Origin of the sequence: Mesorhizobium sp. LSHC412B00, assembly GCF_000503035.1 — a bacterium.
Lineage (GTDB): Bacteria > Pseudomonadota > Alphaproteobacteria > Rhizobiales > Rhizobiaceae > Mesorhizobium.
Map to the genome: position 1 here is coordinate 63,921 of NZ_AYWB01000007.1, position 17,086 is coordinate 81,006.

The following is a 17,086-nucleotide window of genomic DNA, read 5'->3' on the forward strand; positions in this document are numbered from 1 at the left end:
ATGGCCGCCGTCCGCACTTCTTCCGAAATAGGCTTCAATCGCGTCGCCATCGTCGCCGTCCTTTTGGTGACGATCATCTTCCTGGCGCCGATCTACTGGATCACCTCGACGGCGTTCAAGCCGCGCAATCTTGCCACGACCATCCCGCCGACGGTGGTGTTCCAGCCCGAGATATCGCCGTTCGTCAAGCTGTTCACCAAGCGCTCGCAGATGCGCAACCCGCCGTCGCCGGAAGAGTATGCGGCGGCACCCTGGTGGGAACGTGTCGTGTTCGACGGCGGTGAAAAGATCGTGCGCGACGGCAAGGGCCAGGTGCAATGGTCCGGCTATCCGAGCCGCTTCATGAACTCGCTGATCATCGCCATCACCTCGACGGTGCTGGCTGTCGGCATGGGTACCTTCACCGCCTACGGCTTCTCGCGCTTCAAGGTGAAGGGGGAGGCGGATCTGCTCTTCTTTATCCTGTCGACGCGCATGCTGCCGCCGGTGGTGGTCGCGATCCCGATGTTCCTGATGTACCGGGCCGTCGGCCTCAACGATTCCCATATTGGGCTGATCATCCTTTATACCGCCTTCAACCTGTCCTTTTCGGTGTGGCTGATGAAGGGGTTCATGGACGAGATCCCGAAGGAGTATGAAGAGGCAGCGCTGGTCGACGGCTACACCCGCATGGAAGCCTTCTTCAAGATCGTGCTGCCGGAGGCCGCCACCGGCATCGCCGCGACCGCGGTTTTCTGCTTCATCACGGCGTGGAACGAGTATGCTTTCGCGCTGATCATGACCAACCGCCGCGCCCAGACGGCGCCGCCCTTCATCCCCAGCCAGGTCGGCGCCGGCCTGCCCGACTGGACGGTGATCGCCGCCGGAACCTTCCTGTTCCTGCTGCCGGTCGCAATCTTCACCTTCCTGCTCCGCAACCATTTGCTGCGCGGCATGTCCTTCGGAGCGATCCGCAAATGAGCTTTCGAGCCATCAACCAGAAATATCTCGAACCGGGGTCTCAGGTGCTGATGGTCCTCGGCATCATCGCGCTTTGCCAGCCGTGGAACCTGCTGCTGCACAGCTATGGCGTGACCATCATCCTGATCGGCCTGATCGGCTTCAACATCACCTCGAAGATCGCGCCGGCGGAGAAGGCCGGTACCGGCCAGGTGCGCAATCCGGGAGCAGAGCATTGACCCAGATTGAGCTTCGCGGCGTCCAGAAATTCTTCGGTGCGGTCCAGGTCATCAAGGACCTCAACCTCAAGATCGACGACAACGAGTTCATCGTGCTGCTCGGTCAGTCGGGTTGCGGCAAGACGACGACATTGAGGGCGGTTGCCGGGCTGGAGACGATCGACGGCGGTGACATCCTCATCGACGGCAAGCCGGTGCAACACCTCAAGGCCGCCGACCGCGACATCGCCATGGTGTTCCAGTCGTTCTCGCTCTACCCGCATATGAGCGTCTATGAGAACATTGCTTTTCCCTTGCGCGCGACGCGCAAGAGCAAGGCCGAGATCGATAGCGAGGTGCGCTCGGTCGCCAAGACGCTGCAGATCACGGAACTGCTGGCCAAGAAGCCGTCGGCGCTGTCGGGCGGCGACATGCAGCGTGTGGCCATCGGCCGGGCTCTGGTGCGGCGGCCGAAGGCGATGCTGATGGACGAGCCGATCGGCGCCCTCGACGCCAAGCTGCGCGAAGAGATGCGGGCCGAGATCAAGCGGCTGCACATCAAACAGGGCTCGACCACCATCTATGTCACGCACGACCAGATCGAGGCGATGAGCCTCGCCGACCGCATCGTGATCATGCATGAGGGCGTGCTGCAGCAGGTCGGTTCGCCCGACGAGGTCTATTCGCATCCGGCCAATCTGTTCGTGGCGCAGTTCGTCGGCAGCCCGGTGATGAACGTCGCCGATGCGGCGATCGCCGAGACCGCATCGGCGGCCTCGGTCACCGTCGGTGGCGCTGCCGCCGGCTTCGAATTTCCGCGCACGCTTTTGTCCAAGCTCAACGGCCATGCCGGCGGCCAGCTGGCGCTCGGCATCCGGCCCGAAGGCGTGCTGGTGCGCCATGAAGCAGCGGAGGGTTTCTTGCCGGTCGAGACACAGATCGTCGAGCCGCTCGGCTCGTTCGACATTGTCGATCTCAAGGTCGGCTCCAAGATGCTGCGCGCGCGCACCAAGAGCGGCTTCGTCGGCGGCCCGGGCGAAAAGGTCTTCGCCAGGATCGATCCGACGCAAGCACATTTCTTCGACACGGCAAGCGGCAAGTCGCTTGAGGTGAGGCTTTGATGGCTTATATCCAGCTCAAGAATATTTCCAAGAGCTTCGGCAACCACACCGCACTGACCGGGCTCGATCTCGAGATCGCCGATGGCGAGTTCTTCGTGCTGCTCGGCGAGACCGGCGCCGGCAAGACGACGACGCTGCGCATGATCGCGGGTCTGGAAAAGCCGACCGAGGGTCAGGTGTTCATCGACGGCGTCGACGTCGCCGACTGGGGTGCGGCCGAGCGCGATGTGGCGCTGGTGCTTCAGCAATATTCGCTCTATCCGCGCTATACAGTCCGCGAAAATCTCGAATTCCCGCTGAAGCCGAAGATACGTCGGCTGCCGGATGCCGAGATCAAGGACCGTGTTGCACGAGCGGCCAAGACACTGCGGATCGAGCATCTGCTCGACCGCAAGACCGACCGCCTTTCAGGCGGCGAGATGCAGCGCGTCTCTATCGGGCGCGCCATCGTGCGCAAGCCGCGCGTGTTCCTGATGGACGAACCGCTGTCGGCGCTCGACGCCAAACTGCGCGAGGCGCTGCGCACGGAACTGAAGAACCTGCAGATCCAGCTTGGCGCCACCTTCCTGTTCGTCACCCACGACCAGATCGAGGCGATGTCGATGGGCGACAAGGTGGGCGTGCTCAACCATGGCCGCATCATCCAGACCGGCACGCCGCACGAGATCTATAACAATCCGCGCGATACCTATGTGGCCAGCTTCGTCGGCTCGCCGCCGATGAACCTGATCGATGGCAAGCTGGTCAACGGCCGCGCGGTGATGGCGCCGCTGAATTTCGAACTGCCTTTCTCTGGGGGTGCCAAGGCGGGCGGTGCGACCGACGGTCGCCCGCTCGTCTTCGGTATTCGACCTGAGGATGTGTATCTTGAAAGCGGTGCGCCGGTCGAGGCACGCGTCCACGATGTCGAGAACCATGGCGTGGAAAAGATCCTGACTCTGCGGGTCGGCGACACGACGCTGCGCGCCACGGTGCCGGCCAGAACCGATGTCCAGATCGAGCAGCCGGTGCGCTTTGCCTGGAATCAGGACAAGGTGGTGCTGTTCGACAAGGGCAGCGGCGTGAGCTTGCGGCACGCCAGCTAGTTGCGGTCGAACGACGGCGCCGCCTGACTATTTCTGGAAGTAGGTCTCGTAAGGCGTATCGTTGATCAGCAGGATCACGCACTCCGTCTCTGAGAGGCAGGCGTCGTCGTGCATCTCGTTGGCCTTCTGGGTCCAGTAGGATCCCCGCGGCAATTCGACCTTCGTCGCTTCGCCGCCGTCCATTTGCCAATGCGCCCACAGACCCTTGATGACCAACGCGCGATAGTCGGCGGTGTGCGCATGAACCGGCGCGCGCCAGTTGCCGGGAACTTTCAGCAAGGCTGTCCTCGAGGGCAAAGGCGCGAGCGGGAAAGACGCAAGAAACGGCGAGCACNCGGCGAGCACCAGAAACGCGCCGTCTTCGGCGGCCTGGTGGTCGACAATGCCGGTGTGGCCAGCGCCTTCGCCTATTGTGGCGCTGCGACCTTGCTGGCGGCGATCGTTGTGTTCGCGCGCGGCCCTAAGCGCGTCGAATAGCCGATAGCCATCCTTGGCTAAAGCAGCGGGCCCGAGAACTATCAAGGTTTTCGGGGCGTTGCTTTTGTGGTGAGAGGCCACCGTAGGGTCAGACCGCGCGGCCGTCGAAGTCGAAGACCGGCAGGCCGGTGGGATCGAAATCGGCGACGCAGTTGAGGTTGATGTAGGCGCTGCGTTCGCTGCCCTGACTGACATCCTCGGCAAAGGGATGGATGCCGCAGGTGCGGCAGAAGCGATGCGCCATTGCATGATTGCCGAATGTGTAGGTGCCGAGATCGTCGCCCCACGCCAGCACCGTCAGGCTGTCATGCGGGATGGCGGCCAACAGCGCGCCCTTGCGCGAGCAGATCGAACAATTGCACCGCACGGCGCCGGTCAGCTGCGCCTTGAATTCGAACGCAACCTTGCCGCAGTGGCAGCTGCCTTTGTACAGCATCAGTCCCTTCCTATCGCTGGCAGGTGCAAAGGCACGCTGTCCGGGCTATTCCTTCCGCTGACCTAGCGGCCCATATGCCTTAAAGACGCTCCACCTTGACGGAATCCGACATCGACATGCAATCAATCCGCGATCGTCTCGAGATCATCCTGTCACGTCTTGCCAGTTGCGCGGCAGGCGAGAAGGTGTTCACCAAACTCTATGCCGAGGCGGCGCGCGCAGCGGCCGAGGCCACCGATGCGCGCAAGAAGGCCGGCGTATCGCTCGGGCCGCTCGACGGCACCATCGTGTCGATCAAGGATCTGTTCGATGTCGCCGGCGAGCCGACCACGGCCGGGTCGCTGATGCTGAGGGACACCGCGCCCCGTCGGCACGATGCGGCGATCGTCAACCGTCTGCGCCAGGCCGGCGCCGTCATCATCGGCAAGACCAACATGACCGAATTCGCCTTCACCGCCATCGGCGACAACATGCACTACGGCACACCGGGCAATGCCGCCGACACCAGCCGCATTCCAGGCGGTTCGTCGTCGGGCGCCGCCGTGTCCGTTGGCGAGGGGACGAGCGACATTTCCATCGGCTCCGACACCGGCGGTTCGGTGCGCATCCCGGCATCGCTGAACGGCGTCGTCGGTTTCAAGCCGACGGCGCGGCGCGTGCCGCTGACTGGTGCCCATCCCCTTTCCGCGACGCTGGATTCGATCGGGCCGCTGGCGCTGAGTGTTGCTGCGTGTGCCCTGGCTGACGCCGCGATGACGGGCGAGCAGATGCCGCAACTGCACCTGCCGTTAGCGCTTGCCGGGCTTCGTGTCGGCATTCCGCGCGGCCTGCTTTTCGAAGACACGGAAACGGAGATTGCCGCCGCGTTCGATCGCAGCCTTGCCGGGATCGAGCAGGCAGGCGCGTGGCTCACGGACATTTCGATCGACGACCTCATTGCCGATCTGCGCCTGGCCACCAAACGCGGCTCGATCGCGGCCATGGAAGGTTCTGAAATCCATGCCGACTGGCTGGCGACGGGCGCATCGGTGCCGGTCGATCCCCATGTCAGCGGGCCGCTGTCGCGGGCGGCGGCCATACCGACGCCGGTTTATATCAGGGCAATGCGTCGTCGCGCGGCACTGTGCATAGCCATGGACGAGCGGTTGGGTTCGGTCGATGTGCTAGCTCTGCCGACCACGCCGGTGACAGCGCCGACTATCGTTTCGATGGCCGAGGATACGGCTCTGCGTGAACGCACCGAAGGTCTGCTGCTGCGCAATACCCAGGTCGCCAACCAGTTCGACCTCTGCGCGATCTCGCTGCCGATGCCCGGCATGACGCTGCCGGCCGGACTGATGCTGGTGGCGCGCAATGGCCACGACCACCATCTGCTGCGCATCGCGGCTGAAGTCGAGCGGCTGCTCCGATAGGCAGCGAGCCGTAGGTCGGCAGTCAACGTGCCGCGCAGCGCTTGCGCTCGCTTTTCTTGGAGGAGCGTTCGATTTTGGTAACGACCAGCATCGGCGGATCGTTCGGCTGGCCGCGATGCTGGATCGATCCTCGGACGACGAGTTTTCCAGCATAAAGCTTGTCGGAGAGGTCAGGTGCCGATCTGTCCACGGCGGCAATTCCGTAGTATTGAGCTCCACGCCTTTAACGACATTGCCGGTGGTCAGATCCAGCGCATTGCCTGACGGGCAGGGCGCCATCATGCAGACGATCCCATTGCTGCAATAGACATAATCGCTGCTTTGTGCCGCCGCGAGCGAAGGTAAGGCCACGATCGACGACACTGCGAGAACCAGAGATGCGAAGCGAAAACCGGACATGGTTCACGCGTCCGCCGGGAACCGTCTGCGGTAATGCTCGACCACGTCGGGATTGCGCAGATTGACAGGCAGCCGGTTGGCCAGCACCAGCAAGGTCTCGCCGGCCGCGCCCACGCCCATGCGCATCATGGATTGCTCGGTAATCCCCGCCATATGCGGGGTGACGATAACATTGTCGAAACCGAAATAGGGATGGTTTGCCGGCAGCGGCTGCGTGGCAAAGACGTCGAGTGCGGCGCCGCCGATCCGGTCTTGGCGCAAGGCCTCGATCAGCGCCTCGTCGTCGATCACCGGTCCGCGCGAAATGTTGATCAAAAGCGCGTCCGGCTTCATGCGGGCAATGCGTTCGCGGCTGATCAGGCCGCGCGTTTCCGGCGTCAGCGGGCAGCAGAGCACGATGATGTCGCTCTGTTCGATCAGCGCATCGATCGACAGGAAGCCGATCCTGTCGGGTGCCGGCTGCATGCTGCGGGTCGTCGCCACGACGTCGAGGCCGAAGCCGTGCGCGGCGATATGGGCGACCGCCTGACCGATGGCGCCGAAGCCGATGATGCCGATGGTCTTGCCGGCAAGCTCGCTGGCATGGCTGGCGTGGTCGCGGCCGGCATTCCAGCCCTTGGCGCGCAAGTCGCGGTCGACCGAACGGAAGCGCCGAAGCAGGGCAAGGGCCGCGAACATCACATATTCAGCGACCGAACGCGCATTGACCGCCGGCACGTTGGCGACCAGCACGCCGGCCGCGGCCGCGGCCTCCATCGGCACCATGTCGAGCCCGGCGCCGTGGCGGACAGCTGCTCTGAGTTTCGTGGCGTTTTCGAACAGCGACGGCGGCAGCGGTGCGCGAACGATGATGACGTCGGCATGCTTCGCCTCGGCGGTCAGCGTTGCCGCATCAAGCGCTGAGGCGACGACGAGTTCACCGGCGCCCGCCAGCATTGCGGAGGCACGCGGATGCAGCGTGTGCGTCGACAGGATTCTGGGCATGGGGCTCTCGCTAGTCGCAATTCTCAAAGGAAAGCGCCGCGCGCTTTTCCCAGAAAAACCGTTTCACACCTTTCCTGGAATTGCACTAGACCTTCTCAAGTGCCAGGCTTTGCGCTTGCGCCTCCCGGCCCTCGATGATCCCCTTCCAGTAGCTTTCCGCGCCTTGCAGGTGGGCGCTCATCAGCGCCTGGGCGAGATTGCCGTCGCGACGCAGCAGCGCCTCGTAGATCTGGATATGCTCGGCATGCGAGCGCACTGAGCGCTCGGGATCGTTGAAGTAGATCGGCAGCCGCTGCTCGCCCATCAGGTAATAGACACTGCAGATATTGTGGAAGACGCCGTTCTTGGTCGCCCGCACGATTTCGAGGTGGAATTCGCGGTCTTCCTTGGCGAGGCCTTCGCCGGCGGCGATGCACTCCTCCGAGGCTTTCAGGATCTCCCGCAGGCGTTCGAAATTCTCTTCAGTGGCGCGGGAACAGGCAAGTTCGGCGGCCTTAATCTCGTGGATCTTGCGCAGTTCGACGGTCTCGTAGATTTGCACCGGGTCGAGCGGCAGGCCGGCACGGGCAAACAGCGCCAGCGCCTCGACACTGGCCTGCCTGGTGTCGACATAGATGCCGGATTTGGCGCGGCGCTCGACGATGCGCATGGCCTCCAGAATGGCCAGCGCCTCGCGGATCTGGCCGCGACTGACGACGAAATGCTCCGCCAGTTCGCGCTCCGAAGGCGTGCGGCCGGTCTCCTTGTCCGAATGGGCGAAGAGATAGGCGGCGAGCTCGGCGAGAAGGTTCTTTTCTTTCATCGTCAACCGCGTTGCGCGTGCGCCTCCAGGAACCGCTCCGAAATGGTGAATCCCAGACCCGGCTTTTCAGGGATCGCTATCATACCGTCCCTTGCTTCGACAGTCTCTTCGATAAGATCGTGGATCATCGGGTTGGCGCCGAGCGAATATTCGACGGTAAAACTGGCAGGCGAGGCCGCACAAACATGCAGGCCGGCGAAGAAGCATGGCGCGCCGGCCCACAGATGCGGGGCAAAGCGCAGATTGAAGGCACTGGCGATGGTGCCGATCTTCATCGCCTCGCTGATACCGCCGCAAAAGGCCGGATCCGGCTGGAAGATGTCGGCGGATTTCAGCACCGCGAGATCGCGGAAGGCGTAGCGCGTCGCTTCGCTTTCGCCGGTGGCGATCGGGATCGAACCCGAGGCGCGCACCTCGGCCATACCAGCCTTGTCGTCGGCGATAACAGGCTCCTCGAACCAGGCGAGGTCGAGATCGCTGGCCAGGCTGATGAAGCGCTTGGCCTCGGCCACCGTATAGGTGCCGTGCGCGTCGACCATCAACTCGACGTCAGGACCGAGCGCCTGCCGTGCGGCGCGGACGCGGGCGGCGGAAATGTGCGGGGCGCCGTCCATGGCGCCGACGCGCATCTTCAGCGCCTTGAAGCCGCCTTTGGCGATGTAGGATTTGAGCTGCTCGCCGATAGCGTCGGCGGCAGCCCAGCCGCCGGAGGCGTAGGCCGGCATGCGGTCGAGCTTGCGGCCGCCGATGAGCCGCCACACCGGCTGTCCCAACGACTTGCCCAGAATATCCCAGAGCGCGATATCGACGGCGCTGATTGCCGCAATGCTCATGCCGCGCCGCGCCAGCTGCGGCATGGCATGGCCGGCGCGCGCGGCACTGTCATGGCGCACGCCGTTGTAGAGCATCTCCCAGATCATGCCGATGTCGGCGGGGTCGCGGCCGATCAGCTGCGGCCCGACCTCGTGATTCAGCATGTAGACCAGCGCACCATAGCTGCCGGCGCTGCCGGCGGCGTTCTTGCCCTCGCCCCAGCCGATCAGCCCGTCGTCAGTCTCAATGCGCAGGATGGCGGCGTCGAACGTCGTCACCTGGCCAAAGTCGCTGCGATGCTGCTTCGCGGCCTCAATCGGCACGCGGACCCACCACGCCTGGACCGTTTTGATGCGCATCCCGATCGGCTACTTGATTAGCGGCAGCAGCGTTTCGGCCGTGATGCGCATCTGGTCGGTGTAGAATTTCTCCGTCAGCACGCTGGAGCCGTGATCCTGGATGAACTTCAGCTGTTCGGGAGAAATGTCGACCGGATTGCGCTCGACCATGTCGGGATAGGGCGCGGCGGGTGTGCGGTCGACTGGCGCGACAAATTCGTTCGTCAGCGCGCCGTCATAGCCGACTTCCTTCAGCGTCTGCACGATCCGTGGCCAATCAATCTGGCCAAGGCCGGCGGCAAAGCGGTTGTTGTCGGCGACGTGGAAGTCGAACAGCCGTTTGCCGACCTGACGGATCGCGTCATGGACGTTAAATTCTTCCATATGGATGTGATAGGCGTCGAGGCAGACGCCGCATTCGGGGCTGACCGCATCGGCCAGGGCCAACGCCTGCGCGCCGCGGTTGAACAGATAGGTCTCGAAGCGGTTGAGCGGCTCGACCGCGATCTTGACGCCGACCTTCTTGGCATGGGTGAAGCATTCGCGGGTGGCGTCGACCACCCACTTCCATTCCTCTTCCTCGGTGCCGTCCGGTACCACTTTGCCGACGGTCGCGGGCACCAGCGTTATGATCTCGCCATCAAGTTCGCTGACCATGGTCAGCACGTCCTTGACGTACTGCACCGAGCGTTCGCGCTGGCCCTGGTCCCTGGCGGCAAGGTTGCGTTCGCCCAGCATCAGCGTCACCGACCCCCAGCAGCGGATGCCGTATTCTTTCAGCAGCGCGCGGGTCTCCTTGGTCTTGTATTGCTCGGGCTCGCCGGAAATCTCGATCGACTCGTAGCCGAATTTCTTGATGCGCTTCAGCGTCACCTCCAACGGTTCCGCGCGCATCCAGTTGTGCGTCGAAAGATGCATGGTCTATCCTTCCCAGAATTCGTCTGTGCCAGTTCGCCTGCGACGCGCCCCACAAGGCGCGTTGCGTGTTTCCTCCCCAAGGCGCTCCAGCGTTTTTGCGCAACTGGTTCGACCAATTGGGCCCTAATGGAGGTCTACAGCAATTTTTGTCGCGCGGCAAGAACCGCCGCCATGCGATATCGACATCTGTGTACCGTATTGATTATGCTGGTATATATCGCCAAAAATGGAATGCCCTGGCAGCTTTGCGCGTGAGTCAAATGGCTTGACCCATTTTCGGTATTTGGTAATACCAGAATGCCGATACGAGAATGCACATCACGAGAGACCAAAGAGGCTGGCCCTGCTTTCATCAGACGCTATGCTTGGTCCTTGGAAAAATGAATTGGGAGGATGCCGATGCCGTCGACAATGAAGGGTCCGGGGCTGTTTCTGGCGCAGTTCGCGGGGGATACCGCGCCGTTCAATTCGCTGGCCTCGATCACCAAATGGGCGGCCGGTCTCGGTTACAAGGGCGTGCAGATCCCGACCTGGGATGCACGCCTGTTCGACCTCAAGAAGGCGGCATCTTCCAAGACCTATTGCGACGAGGTGAAAGGCATCTGCGCGGATGCCGGCGTCGAGATCACCGAACTGTCGACGCATCTTCAAGGGCAGCTGGTGGCGGTGCACCCGGCCTATGATGCCCAGTTCGACGGCTTTGCACCGCCTGCGGTGCACAACAACCCCAAGGCCAGGCAGAAATGGGCGGTCGAACAGATGGAGTTCGGCGCCAAGGCCTCGAAGAATCTTGGCCTGAAAGCCTCGGTGACGTTTTCCGGCGCTCTGGCCTTCCCGTATCTCTATCCCTGGCCACAGCGGCCGGCCGGGCTGATCGAGGAGGCCTTTGCCGAACTCGGCACGCGCTGGAAGCCGATCCTCGACGTCTATGACGAGAACGGCGTCGATGTCGGCTATGAGATCCATCCTGGCGAGGACATCTTCGACGGCGCCACGTTCGAAATGTTCCTCGATGCGGTTGGCGGCCACAAGCGCTGCAACATCAACTACGACCCATCGCATTTCCTTTTGCAGCAGCTCGACTATCTCGAATTCATCGACATCTATCACGAGCGGATCAAGGCCTTCCATGCCAAGGATGCCGAGTTCAATCCGACGGGGCGGCAAGGCGTCTATTCCGGCTATCAGAGCTGGACCAATCGCGCCGGCCGCTTCCGCTCGCTTGGCGACGGGCAGGTCGATTTCGGCGGCATCTTCTCCAAGCTTACCCAGTATGGCTACGATTCCTGGGCGGTGCTGGAATGGGAGTGTTGCCTCAAGCATCCGGAGGACGGCGCGGCCGAAGGCGCGCCCTTCATCCAGCACCACATTATCCGGGTGACGGAAAAGGCCTTTGATGATTTCGCCGGCGGCACCACCGACAAGAAGATGCTGCGCGCCATGATGGGTATTTGAGACAAGCAGGAGAAAGACATGGTCGGCGCATCGAAGTCGGAAGCGGGGGGCGGCCCGATCCGCTATGGTATGGTCGGCGGCGGCCAAGGCGCCTTCATCGGCGCGGTGCATCGGATCGCGGCGCGCATGGACAATGACTTCGTGCTGGTGGCCGGCGCCCTGTCGGCCAATCCCGAGCGCGCCAAGGCTTCCGCCGCCGAACTCGGTCTCGACCCGGCGCGCAGCTACGCCTCCTATGCCGAGATGGCCAAGGCCGAGGCCAAGCGCCCGGACGGCATCGAGGCGGTGGCGATCGTCACCCCCAACAATGTGCACGTGCCGGCGGCCAAAGCGTTTCTCGAGGCCGGCATCCACGTCATCTGCGACAAGCCGCTGGCGACCACCTTGGCTGAAGCCAGGAAGCTAGCGGCGATAGTCGAAAAGACCGGCAAGGTGTTCGTGCTGACCCACAATTACACTGCCTATCCGATGATCCGGCAGGCGCGCGAGATGGTGGCCAAGGGGCAGCTTGGCGATATCCGCATCGTTCAGTCCGAGTACCCGCAGGACTGGCTGACCGAAGATCTTGCCGCCACCGGCCAGAAGCAGGCGGCGTGGCGCTCCGACCCCAAGCAGGCGGGCGCGGGCGGTGCGCTCGGCGACATCGGCACGCATGCCTACAATCTGGCGCGCTTCGTCTCCGGGCTGGAGCTCGATTCGCTGTCGGCCGATCTCGACGCCTTCGTGCCGGGGCGGCAGCTCGACGACAATGTCAATGTCATGCTGCGCTTCAAGCCGGTCGGCAAGGTGCATCCGGCCAAGGGCATGATCTGGGCGAGCCAGGTGGCGCCCGGCCACGAGAACGGGCTGAAGCTGCGCATCTATGGCTCGAAAGGCGGGCTGGAATGGGTGCAGGCCGATCCGAACTATCTCTGGTACACGCCGTTCGGCCAGCCCAAGCAGCTGCTCACCCGCAACGGCGCCGGCGCGCTGCCAGTTGCGGGACGCGTCAGCCGCGTTCCGTCTGGCCATCCGGAAGGCTATCTCGAAGGCTTCGCCAACATCTACCAGGAGGCGGCGCGGGCGATCCGCGCGGCACGCAAGAAGGGCGGCAAGCCGGGCAAGGACGTGGTGTTCCCGACCATCCAGGACGGCGTCGAAGGTATGGCGTTCATCGAGGCCTGCGTGAAGTCATCGAAGAAGAACGGGGCGTGGACGAAACTTTAGGGACCGCCGGCGCCAAGTCTCTTCTCCCTTCGGGGAGAAGGTGGCCGCTAAGCGGCCGAATGAGGGCGCATGGTGCGAGGTGCGAAAGAAACCAGCGCGCCGTCAAATGGGGAGGGGCTGTCGATGAAAATCGGCATGTGCATGTTTTTGTGGACGACTTCCGTGTCTAAGAAACACGAGCCGTTGCTGCGCGACATCAAGGCGACCGGCTTCGACGGCGTCGAGATACCGATCTTCTCAGGCACGCCAGAGGACTACAAGAAGCTTGGCGATTTGCTCGACCGCATCGGGTTGGAGCGCACGGCTGTTACGGCGATGGGCGACCCGGCGATGAATCTGATTTCGCCGGATGCCGTGACCCGCAAGGCCGGCATCGGCTACATGAAATGGGCGATCGATTGCGCCCAGGCGCTCGGCGCGAGTACGCTGAGCGGGCCGCTGCATTCGACGCTCGGCGCCTTCTCCGGCAGCGGGCCGACCGCTGCGGAAAAGAAGCGCTCGATCGCGTCGCAGCGCGCCATTGGCGATCATGCCGGCAAGCGGAACGTTACCATCGGGTTGGAGGCGCTCAACCGTTTCGAGTGCTATCTGCTGAACACGATGGCCGATCTGTCCGAGCACGTCGACGCCATCGACCGGCCGCACATCAAGGCGATGTACGACACCTTCCACGCCAATATCGAGGAGGCCGACCCGATCGGCGCCTATACGAAGCACCGCAGGAATGTCGTGCACATCCACATTTCAGAGAACGATCGCGGCGTGCCGGGACGCGGGAACATTCCGTGGAAAGAGACTTTCGCGGCCATCCGCAAGAGCGGCTATGACGACTGGCTGACGATCGAGGCGTTTGGCAGGTCGCTGAAGGATCTGGCGGCGGCGACCAAGGTGTGGCGGGATTTTTCCGAGACGCCGGAGGCAGTTTATCGCGAGGGATACAGGCATATCAGGGATGGGTGGAAGCGGGCGGCTTAGCCGCGCCGCCCAAGGAGTGCTGCGTTCCTTCACACCCCCCTCTGTCCGGCAGGACAGAGGGGGTGCTGTCCCTCGCACGTCACCCCTCCTCGGCCTGCATCCTGTTGTAATCATGGATGGTCCGGCTGAGCCGGCGCCTCAGGAAATTCGAGATGTTGTCGAACACAAACACGACGAGCAGGATCAGCAGCACCATGTAGAAGACGTTGGCCCAGTTGGAATTGGTGCGCATGGCTTCCCAGAGTTTCAGGCCGATGCCGCCAGCGCCGACGGCGCCGATGATGGTGGCGCCTCTTGTGTTGGATTCCCACTGGTAGAGCGTCTGGCTGATGAAGACCGGGATCACTTCCGGCATGACCCCATAGCGCTGCACCAGCAGGCCGTTGGCGCCGGTCGACTTGATGCCCTCGCGCGGTTTGTCGTCGATGTTTTCCAGGCTTTCCGAATAGATTTTGCCGAGCGTGCCTATTTCGGTGAAGAAGATCGCGGCGCTGCCGGCGAGCGGTCCCGGGCCGAAGGCGCGGGTGAAGAACAGCGCCCAGATCAGCATGTCGACCGATCGCATGAAATCGAAGAAGCGCTTGAGCACCTGGCCGAACAATCCGCTCGGCGTGATGTTGCGGGCGGCGAAGAAGGCGAGCGGGAAGGCGACGAGGCCGCCGAGCAACGTGCCGAGAAAGGCCATGACGATGGTCTGCAGCAGTTTCGTCCAGACGTCGCCATGCTGCCACTGCGCATTGTTCCAGATGTTGTCGCCGGCGAGCGCGAGGTTCGAGGTGCCAGGCTTAAGTTCCGGTCCGGACCAGATCAGCGAGATCACTTCACTGGCCGATTTGCCGAAGAAGGGCGAGCGCGTGTCGAAGACGAAATTTGCCCAGCCGAGGAAGCGCTTGCGGACCTTGACGCGATCGACGGTGACGCGCACTTCGCCGACAAAGCCCATCCTGGCGACGATCTCGTCGTCATGCGCGGTGATCCAGCCAGGCACCGGACCTGTAATTACCGGCTTACCGCTGGTCAGCGCCACCGGCACCATCTCGCCATTGGCGACGATCGTCGCTTTGGTCTTGTCGAAGGTGACGGACCTGGCCGCGCCATCGATCAGGACGGTGAAGGTGCCATCCGCGTTCTTGACAACCCAGTCGGGATCTGGGTTCTCGCCGAGTGCTGAAAACCGCGGGTATTTCGGCGTGATTTCAGGCTGGTCGAGGCGGAATTCAGGCTGCAGATCGTAGCTGATCCATTGCGTCAGGAAGAGCGGCAGGCGCTCCCAATGCGAGTCGCGCATCACCTGCGGCAGGTTGAAAAACCACAAGGCGTAAACGAGGTAGAGCAGGATGCCGCCGAACAGGAACAGCGGCGCGAATCGCTTGTAGGCCGGCCGCCGAAAGATTTGCGGATAGCGTTCCTCGATCGACTGGACCTGATCAGTGGTCAAAGCGGTCATTTAAGCGCTCATCAGAAAAGCTTGCTCGCCGACCAGCTTGCGGCGCAGCCAGGCGGAGAACTGGTCGACGATGAAGATCGTCGTGAACAACAGCAGCACCAACGCCACCGTCTTGGCGCCGAAACCGCGCGATATCGAGAGCTTCAGTTCCTCGCCGATACCGCCGCCGCCGACGGCGCCGATAATGGTCGAGGCCCGCACGTTGATCTCGACGCGCAGCAATGTGTAGGACATGAAATTGGGCAGCACCTGCGGCAGGTCGGCGAAGCGCACGCGCTCGAACCAGTTGCCGCCGACCGCTCTCAGGCCCTCTTCGGCGCGCATGTCGATGTTCTCGTTGATTTCATAGAACAGCTTGCCGAGCGCGCCGATCGAATGCAGGCCGATGGCGATGATGGCTGCGATCGGCCCGGTCGAGACAATGGCGGCGAACAGGCCGGCAATGACGATTTCGGGAAAGGCGCGCAGCAATTCCATGAAGCGCTTGACGACGAGCCGCAGCGCCGGATGCGGCGTCAGGTTGCGCGCGGCGATGAACGAAAACGGCACGGCGAAGATGAAACCGATGAAAGTCGAGACCAGCGCCACGTTGAGTGTGGTCAGCATCAGCTCGAAATATTCGGGGATGTAGAAGCCGCCCCAGACATAGACGCGGCCGAGCGGGAAGTTGAACTCCTGGGTGCCGGTGTCATGCGGCGAGGCGATGTCGAACAGCGCCCGCCAGACGTCGTTCCAGTCCTTCGGGATCAGCCAGCTGAGGAAGTCGAATATATGCGGCAGCCGGTCCCAGAAGTGACCGGCATTGGCCTCGTCGGCGAACCACATGCTCGACAGCGTCGCCGCCAGCAGCAGGCCGATGCCGAGGATGGTATAAAGCCGCCGCAACGATATCTGGCGCTGCCAAGCGTTGGCTACCTGCAGGGTCGCGTTGGAGCGGGCTGTTGCTGAGATGGTCATGATCGGGACATGCAAAAAGGGCGGCGTTTTTCACGTCGCCCTTTCTGATTTTGCCGTCAGCCGCCGATGGCTGCCTTACGGGCTTCGACGATGACGTTGTAGAAGTCAGGCTTGACCGGGACGTAACCGGTGAAGTCGCCGCCTTCGACGCCTTCGAAACAGGCCTTGTCTTTCTTCGGCAGGTCGGTGAAGAAGGCGGCAAGCTTGGCGGTCATGTCGTCGCCGAGCGCGGTGCGCACGACCAGCGGGCCGTTCGGGATCAGGCCCGAGCGCCAGACTTCGACGAAGTCGTTGGGGTCGACGGCGCCCTTGGCGGTGACCTTGTGGAAGGTGCCGGAGGTGTAGCCGTTCTTGAAGTCGCCGATGCCGGAGGAATCGTCAACCGCAACGTCGACCTTGCCGTCGCGAACGGCGAGGATGTTGTTTTCATGGCCGCCATTGAACTGGGTCGAGGCGAAGTAGGCGTCGTTCGAGGCGCCGGTGTCCTTCGGGATCTGGGTCAGCGGGATCAGGTAGCCCGAGGTCGAGTCCGGATCGGCGTAGCCGAGCTTCTTGCCCTTGGCCGACTTGATGTCGGTAATGCCCGAAGACTTCAGCGCCAGGCCGATGGAATAATAGCCGGTGGCGCCGTCGGTCTGCTGGGTGGTGAGGACCGGGGTGACCGCCTTCGGGTCCTTGATGTAGACGCTGGCGTAGCCGGAAGCGCCGAGTTCGGCGAAGTCGAGCGTGCCGCCGAGCAGGCCCTGGATGACGCCGTCATAGTCGGCGGCGGGGAACAGCGAGACCTTTTCGAAGCCGAATTCGGTCTTCAGGTGATCGGCCAGGCACTGATAGTTGCGCAGGCGGTCGGTTTCGTTCTCTCCGCCGAGGATGCCGACGCGGAATTCCTTGAGGTCGGCCGCATGCGCGGCGCTGGTTGCCATGGCGAGAGCCGAAACGGCGCCGAATACCATCTTCCTGAACATTTGATGTCTCTCCTGTAAGTTCCGGCCCCGCGCCGGCAGCGTTCTTGATTTTTGCAAGTGCCCTTGACGCGGGCGGTCGATCCAGTGCGGCTCAGTTTTGGTCCATGATCTTTTCCGAAAACCGGTATCCACTTTTCGG

17 protein-coding genes and 1 pseudogene are annotated in these 17,086 nt (G+C 62.9%); 8 read left to right on the top strand and 10 right to left on the bottom strand.

All coding sequences use genetic code 11. The features are described 5' to 3' along the window. Genes X757_RS149925 through X757_RS149910 form a run of 4 tightly spaced genes read left to right on the top strand, consistent with a single transcriptional unit; the run spans window position 1 to window position 3,363 of the window. Window positions 1–960, top strand: coding sequence for a carbohydrate ABC transporter permease (locus X757_RS149925; protein ID WP_023726427.1), 960 nt, complete (start codon window positions 1–3; stop codon window positions 958–960). After that, a complete protein-coding gene (locus X757_RS149920; RefSeq protein WP_023669846.1) occupies window positions 957–1,178 on the top strand; it encodes a hypothetical protein in 222 nt (73 codons plus the stop codon). Before X757_RS149925 ends, X757_RS149920 begins: the two co-directional genes overlap by 4 nt. Further along, the gene (locus X757_RS149915; RefSeq protein ID WP_023683000.1) at window positions 1,175–2,278 is read left to right on the top strand and encodes an ABC transporter ATP-binding protein; all 1,104 of its coding nucleotides are present in this window, start codon (window positions 1,175–1,177) and stop codon (window positions 2,276–2,278) included. Before X757_RS149920 ends, X757_RS149915 begins: the two co-directional genes overlap by 4 nt. Then, window positions 2,278–3,363, top strand: coding sequence for an ABC transporter ATP-binding protein (locus X757_RS149910; protein WP_023726428.1), 1,086 nt, complete (start codon window positions 2,278–2,280; stop codon window positions 3,361–3,363). Before X757_RS149915 ends, X757_RS149910 begins: the two co-directional genes overlap by 1 nt. A 27-nt stretch (window positions 3,364–3,390) precedes the next feature. Here X757_RS149910 and X757_RS1000000169695 read toward each other — a convergent pair. Further along, window positions 3,391–3,690, bottom strand: a pseudogene (locus X757_RS1000000169695) (DUF4437 domain-containing protein); the annotation flags it as partial. A 238-nt stretch (window positions 3,691–3,928) separates the two neighbouring features. Beyond that, on the bottom strand, window positions 3,929–4,276 hold the full coding sequence (locus X757_RS149905; protein WP_023669842.1) for a GFA family protein: 348 nt from the start codon (window positions 4,274–4,276) through the stop codon (window positions 3,929–3,931). A 116-nt stretch (window positions 4,277–4,392) separates the two neighbouring features. Between X757_RS149905 and X757_RS149900 the strand changes: the two genes are divergently transcribed. Beyond that, complete coding sequence (locus X757_RS149900; protein WP_023726429.1) at window positions 4,393–5,688, top strand: amidase; 1,296 nt, start codon at window positions 4,393–4,395, stop codon at window positions 5,686–5,688. Between the two features lie 22 nt (window positions 5,689–5,710). On the opposite strand, the gene X757_RS1000000168955 is transcribed toward X757_RS149900, so the two are convergent. From X757_RS1000000168955 to X757_RS149880, 5 genes are all read right to left on the bottom strand, one after another. After that, on the bottom strand, window positions 5,711–5,878 hold the full coding sequence (locus X757_RS1000000168955) for a hypothetical protein (protein WP_245275068.1): 168 nt from the start codon (window positions 5,876–5,878) through the stop codon (window positions 5,711–5,713). Window positions 5,879–6,090: 212 nt separating this feature from the next. Beyond that, complete coding sequence (locus tag X757_RS149895) at window positions 6,091–7,071, bottom strand: NAD(P)-dependent oxidoreductase (RefSeq protein WP_023686626.1); 981 nt, start codon at window positions 7,069–7,071, stop codon at window positions 6,091–6,093. Between the two features lie 85 nt (window positions 7,072–7,156). Then, the gene (locus tag X757_RS149890) at window positions 7,157–7,873 is read right to left on the bottom strand and encodes a FadR/GntR family transcriptional regulator (RefSeq protein WP_023686625.1); all 717 of its coding nucleotides are present in this window, start codon (window positions 7,871–7,873) and stop codon (window positions 7,157–7,159) included. Between the two features lie 2 nt (window positions 7,874–7,875). After that, on the bottom strand, window positions 7,876–9,045 hold the full coding sequence (locus tag X757_RS149885; RefSeq protein ID WP_023683009.1) for a mandelate racemase/muconate lactonizing enzyme family protein: 1,170 nt from the start codon (window positions 9,043–9,045) through the stop codon (window positions 7,876–7,878). Window positions 9,046–9,054: 9 nt separating this feature from the next. Beyond that, window positions 9,055–9,942 carry a sugar phosphate isomerase/epimerase gene (locus X757_RS149880; protein WP_023692016.1) on the bottom strand — a complete coding sequence of 296 codons (888 nt, stop codon included), beginning with the start codon at window positions 9,940–9,942 and terminating at the stop codon, window positions 9,055–9,057. Window positions 9,943–10,341: 399 nt separating this feature from the next. Here X757_RS149880 and X757_RS149875 point away from each other — a divergent pair, with 399 nt between their 5' ends. The 3 genes from X757_RS149875 (at window position 10,342) to X757_RS149865 (ending at window position 13,578) form a co-directional block, all read left to right on the top strand. Continuing rightward, window positions 10,342–11,397, top strand: a complete 1,056-nt coding sequence (locus tag X757_RS149875) for a sugar phosphate isomerase/epimerase (RefSeq protein ID WP_023726430.1) — start codon at window positions 10,342–10,344, stop codon at window positions 11,395–11,397. Between the two features lie 18 nt (window positions 11,398–11,415). Continuing rightward, complete coding sequence (locus X757_RS149870) at window positions 11,416–12,603, top strand: Gfo/Idh/MocA family protein (protein ID WP_023726431.1); 1,188 nt, start codon at window positions 11,416–11,418, stop codon at window positions 12,601–12,603. A gap of 123 nt (window positions 12,604–12,726) precedes the next feature. Beyond that, window positions 12,727–13,578: a sugar phosphate isomerase/epimerase gene (locus X757_RS149865; protein WP_023669833.1), complete on the top strand. Its 852-nt coding sequence runs from the start codon at window positions 12,727–12,729 to the stop codon at window positions 13,576–13,578. 79 nt (window positions 13,579–13,657) lie between these two features. Here X757_RS149865 and phnE (X757_RS149860) read toward each other — a convergent pair whose 3' ends face one another. The 3 genes from phnE (X757_RS149860) to phnD are packed head-to-tail and all read right to left on the bottom strand — an operon-like array spanning window position 13,658 to window position 16,947. Continuing rightward, complete coding sequence (phnE, locus tag X757_RS149860; protein ID WP_023669832.1) at window positions 13,658–15,025, bottom strand: phosphonate ABC transporter, permease protein PhnE; 1,368 nt, start codon at window positions 15,023–15,025, stop codon at window positions 13,658–13,660. After that, window positions 15,026–15,982, bottom strand: a complete 957-nt coding sequence (gene phnE / locus X757_RS149855) for a phosphonate ABC transporter, permease protein PhnE (RefSeq protein ID WP_023669831.1) — start codon at window positions 15,980–15,982, stop codon at window positions 15,026–15,028. 56 nt (window positions 15,983–16,038) lie between these two features. After that, window positions 16,039–16,947 (bottom strand): phosphonate ABC transporter substrate-binding protein, encoded by a 909-nt coding sequence (gene phnD / locus X757_RS149850; RefSeq protein ID WP_023698997.1) that lies wholly within the window; start codon window positions 16,945–16,947, stop codon window positions 16,039–16,041. Between the last annotated feature and the right edge of the window lie 139 nt (window positions 16,948–17,086).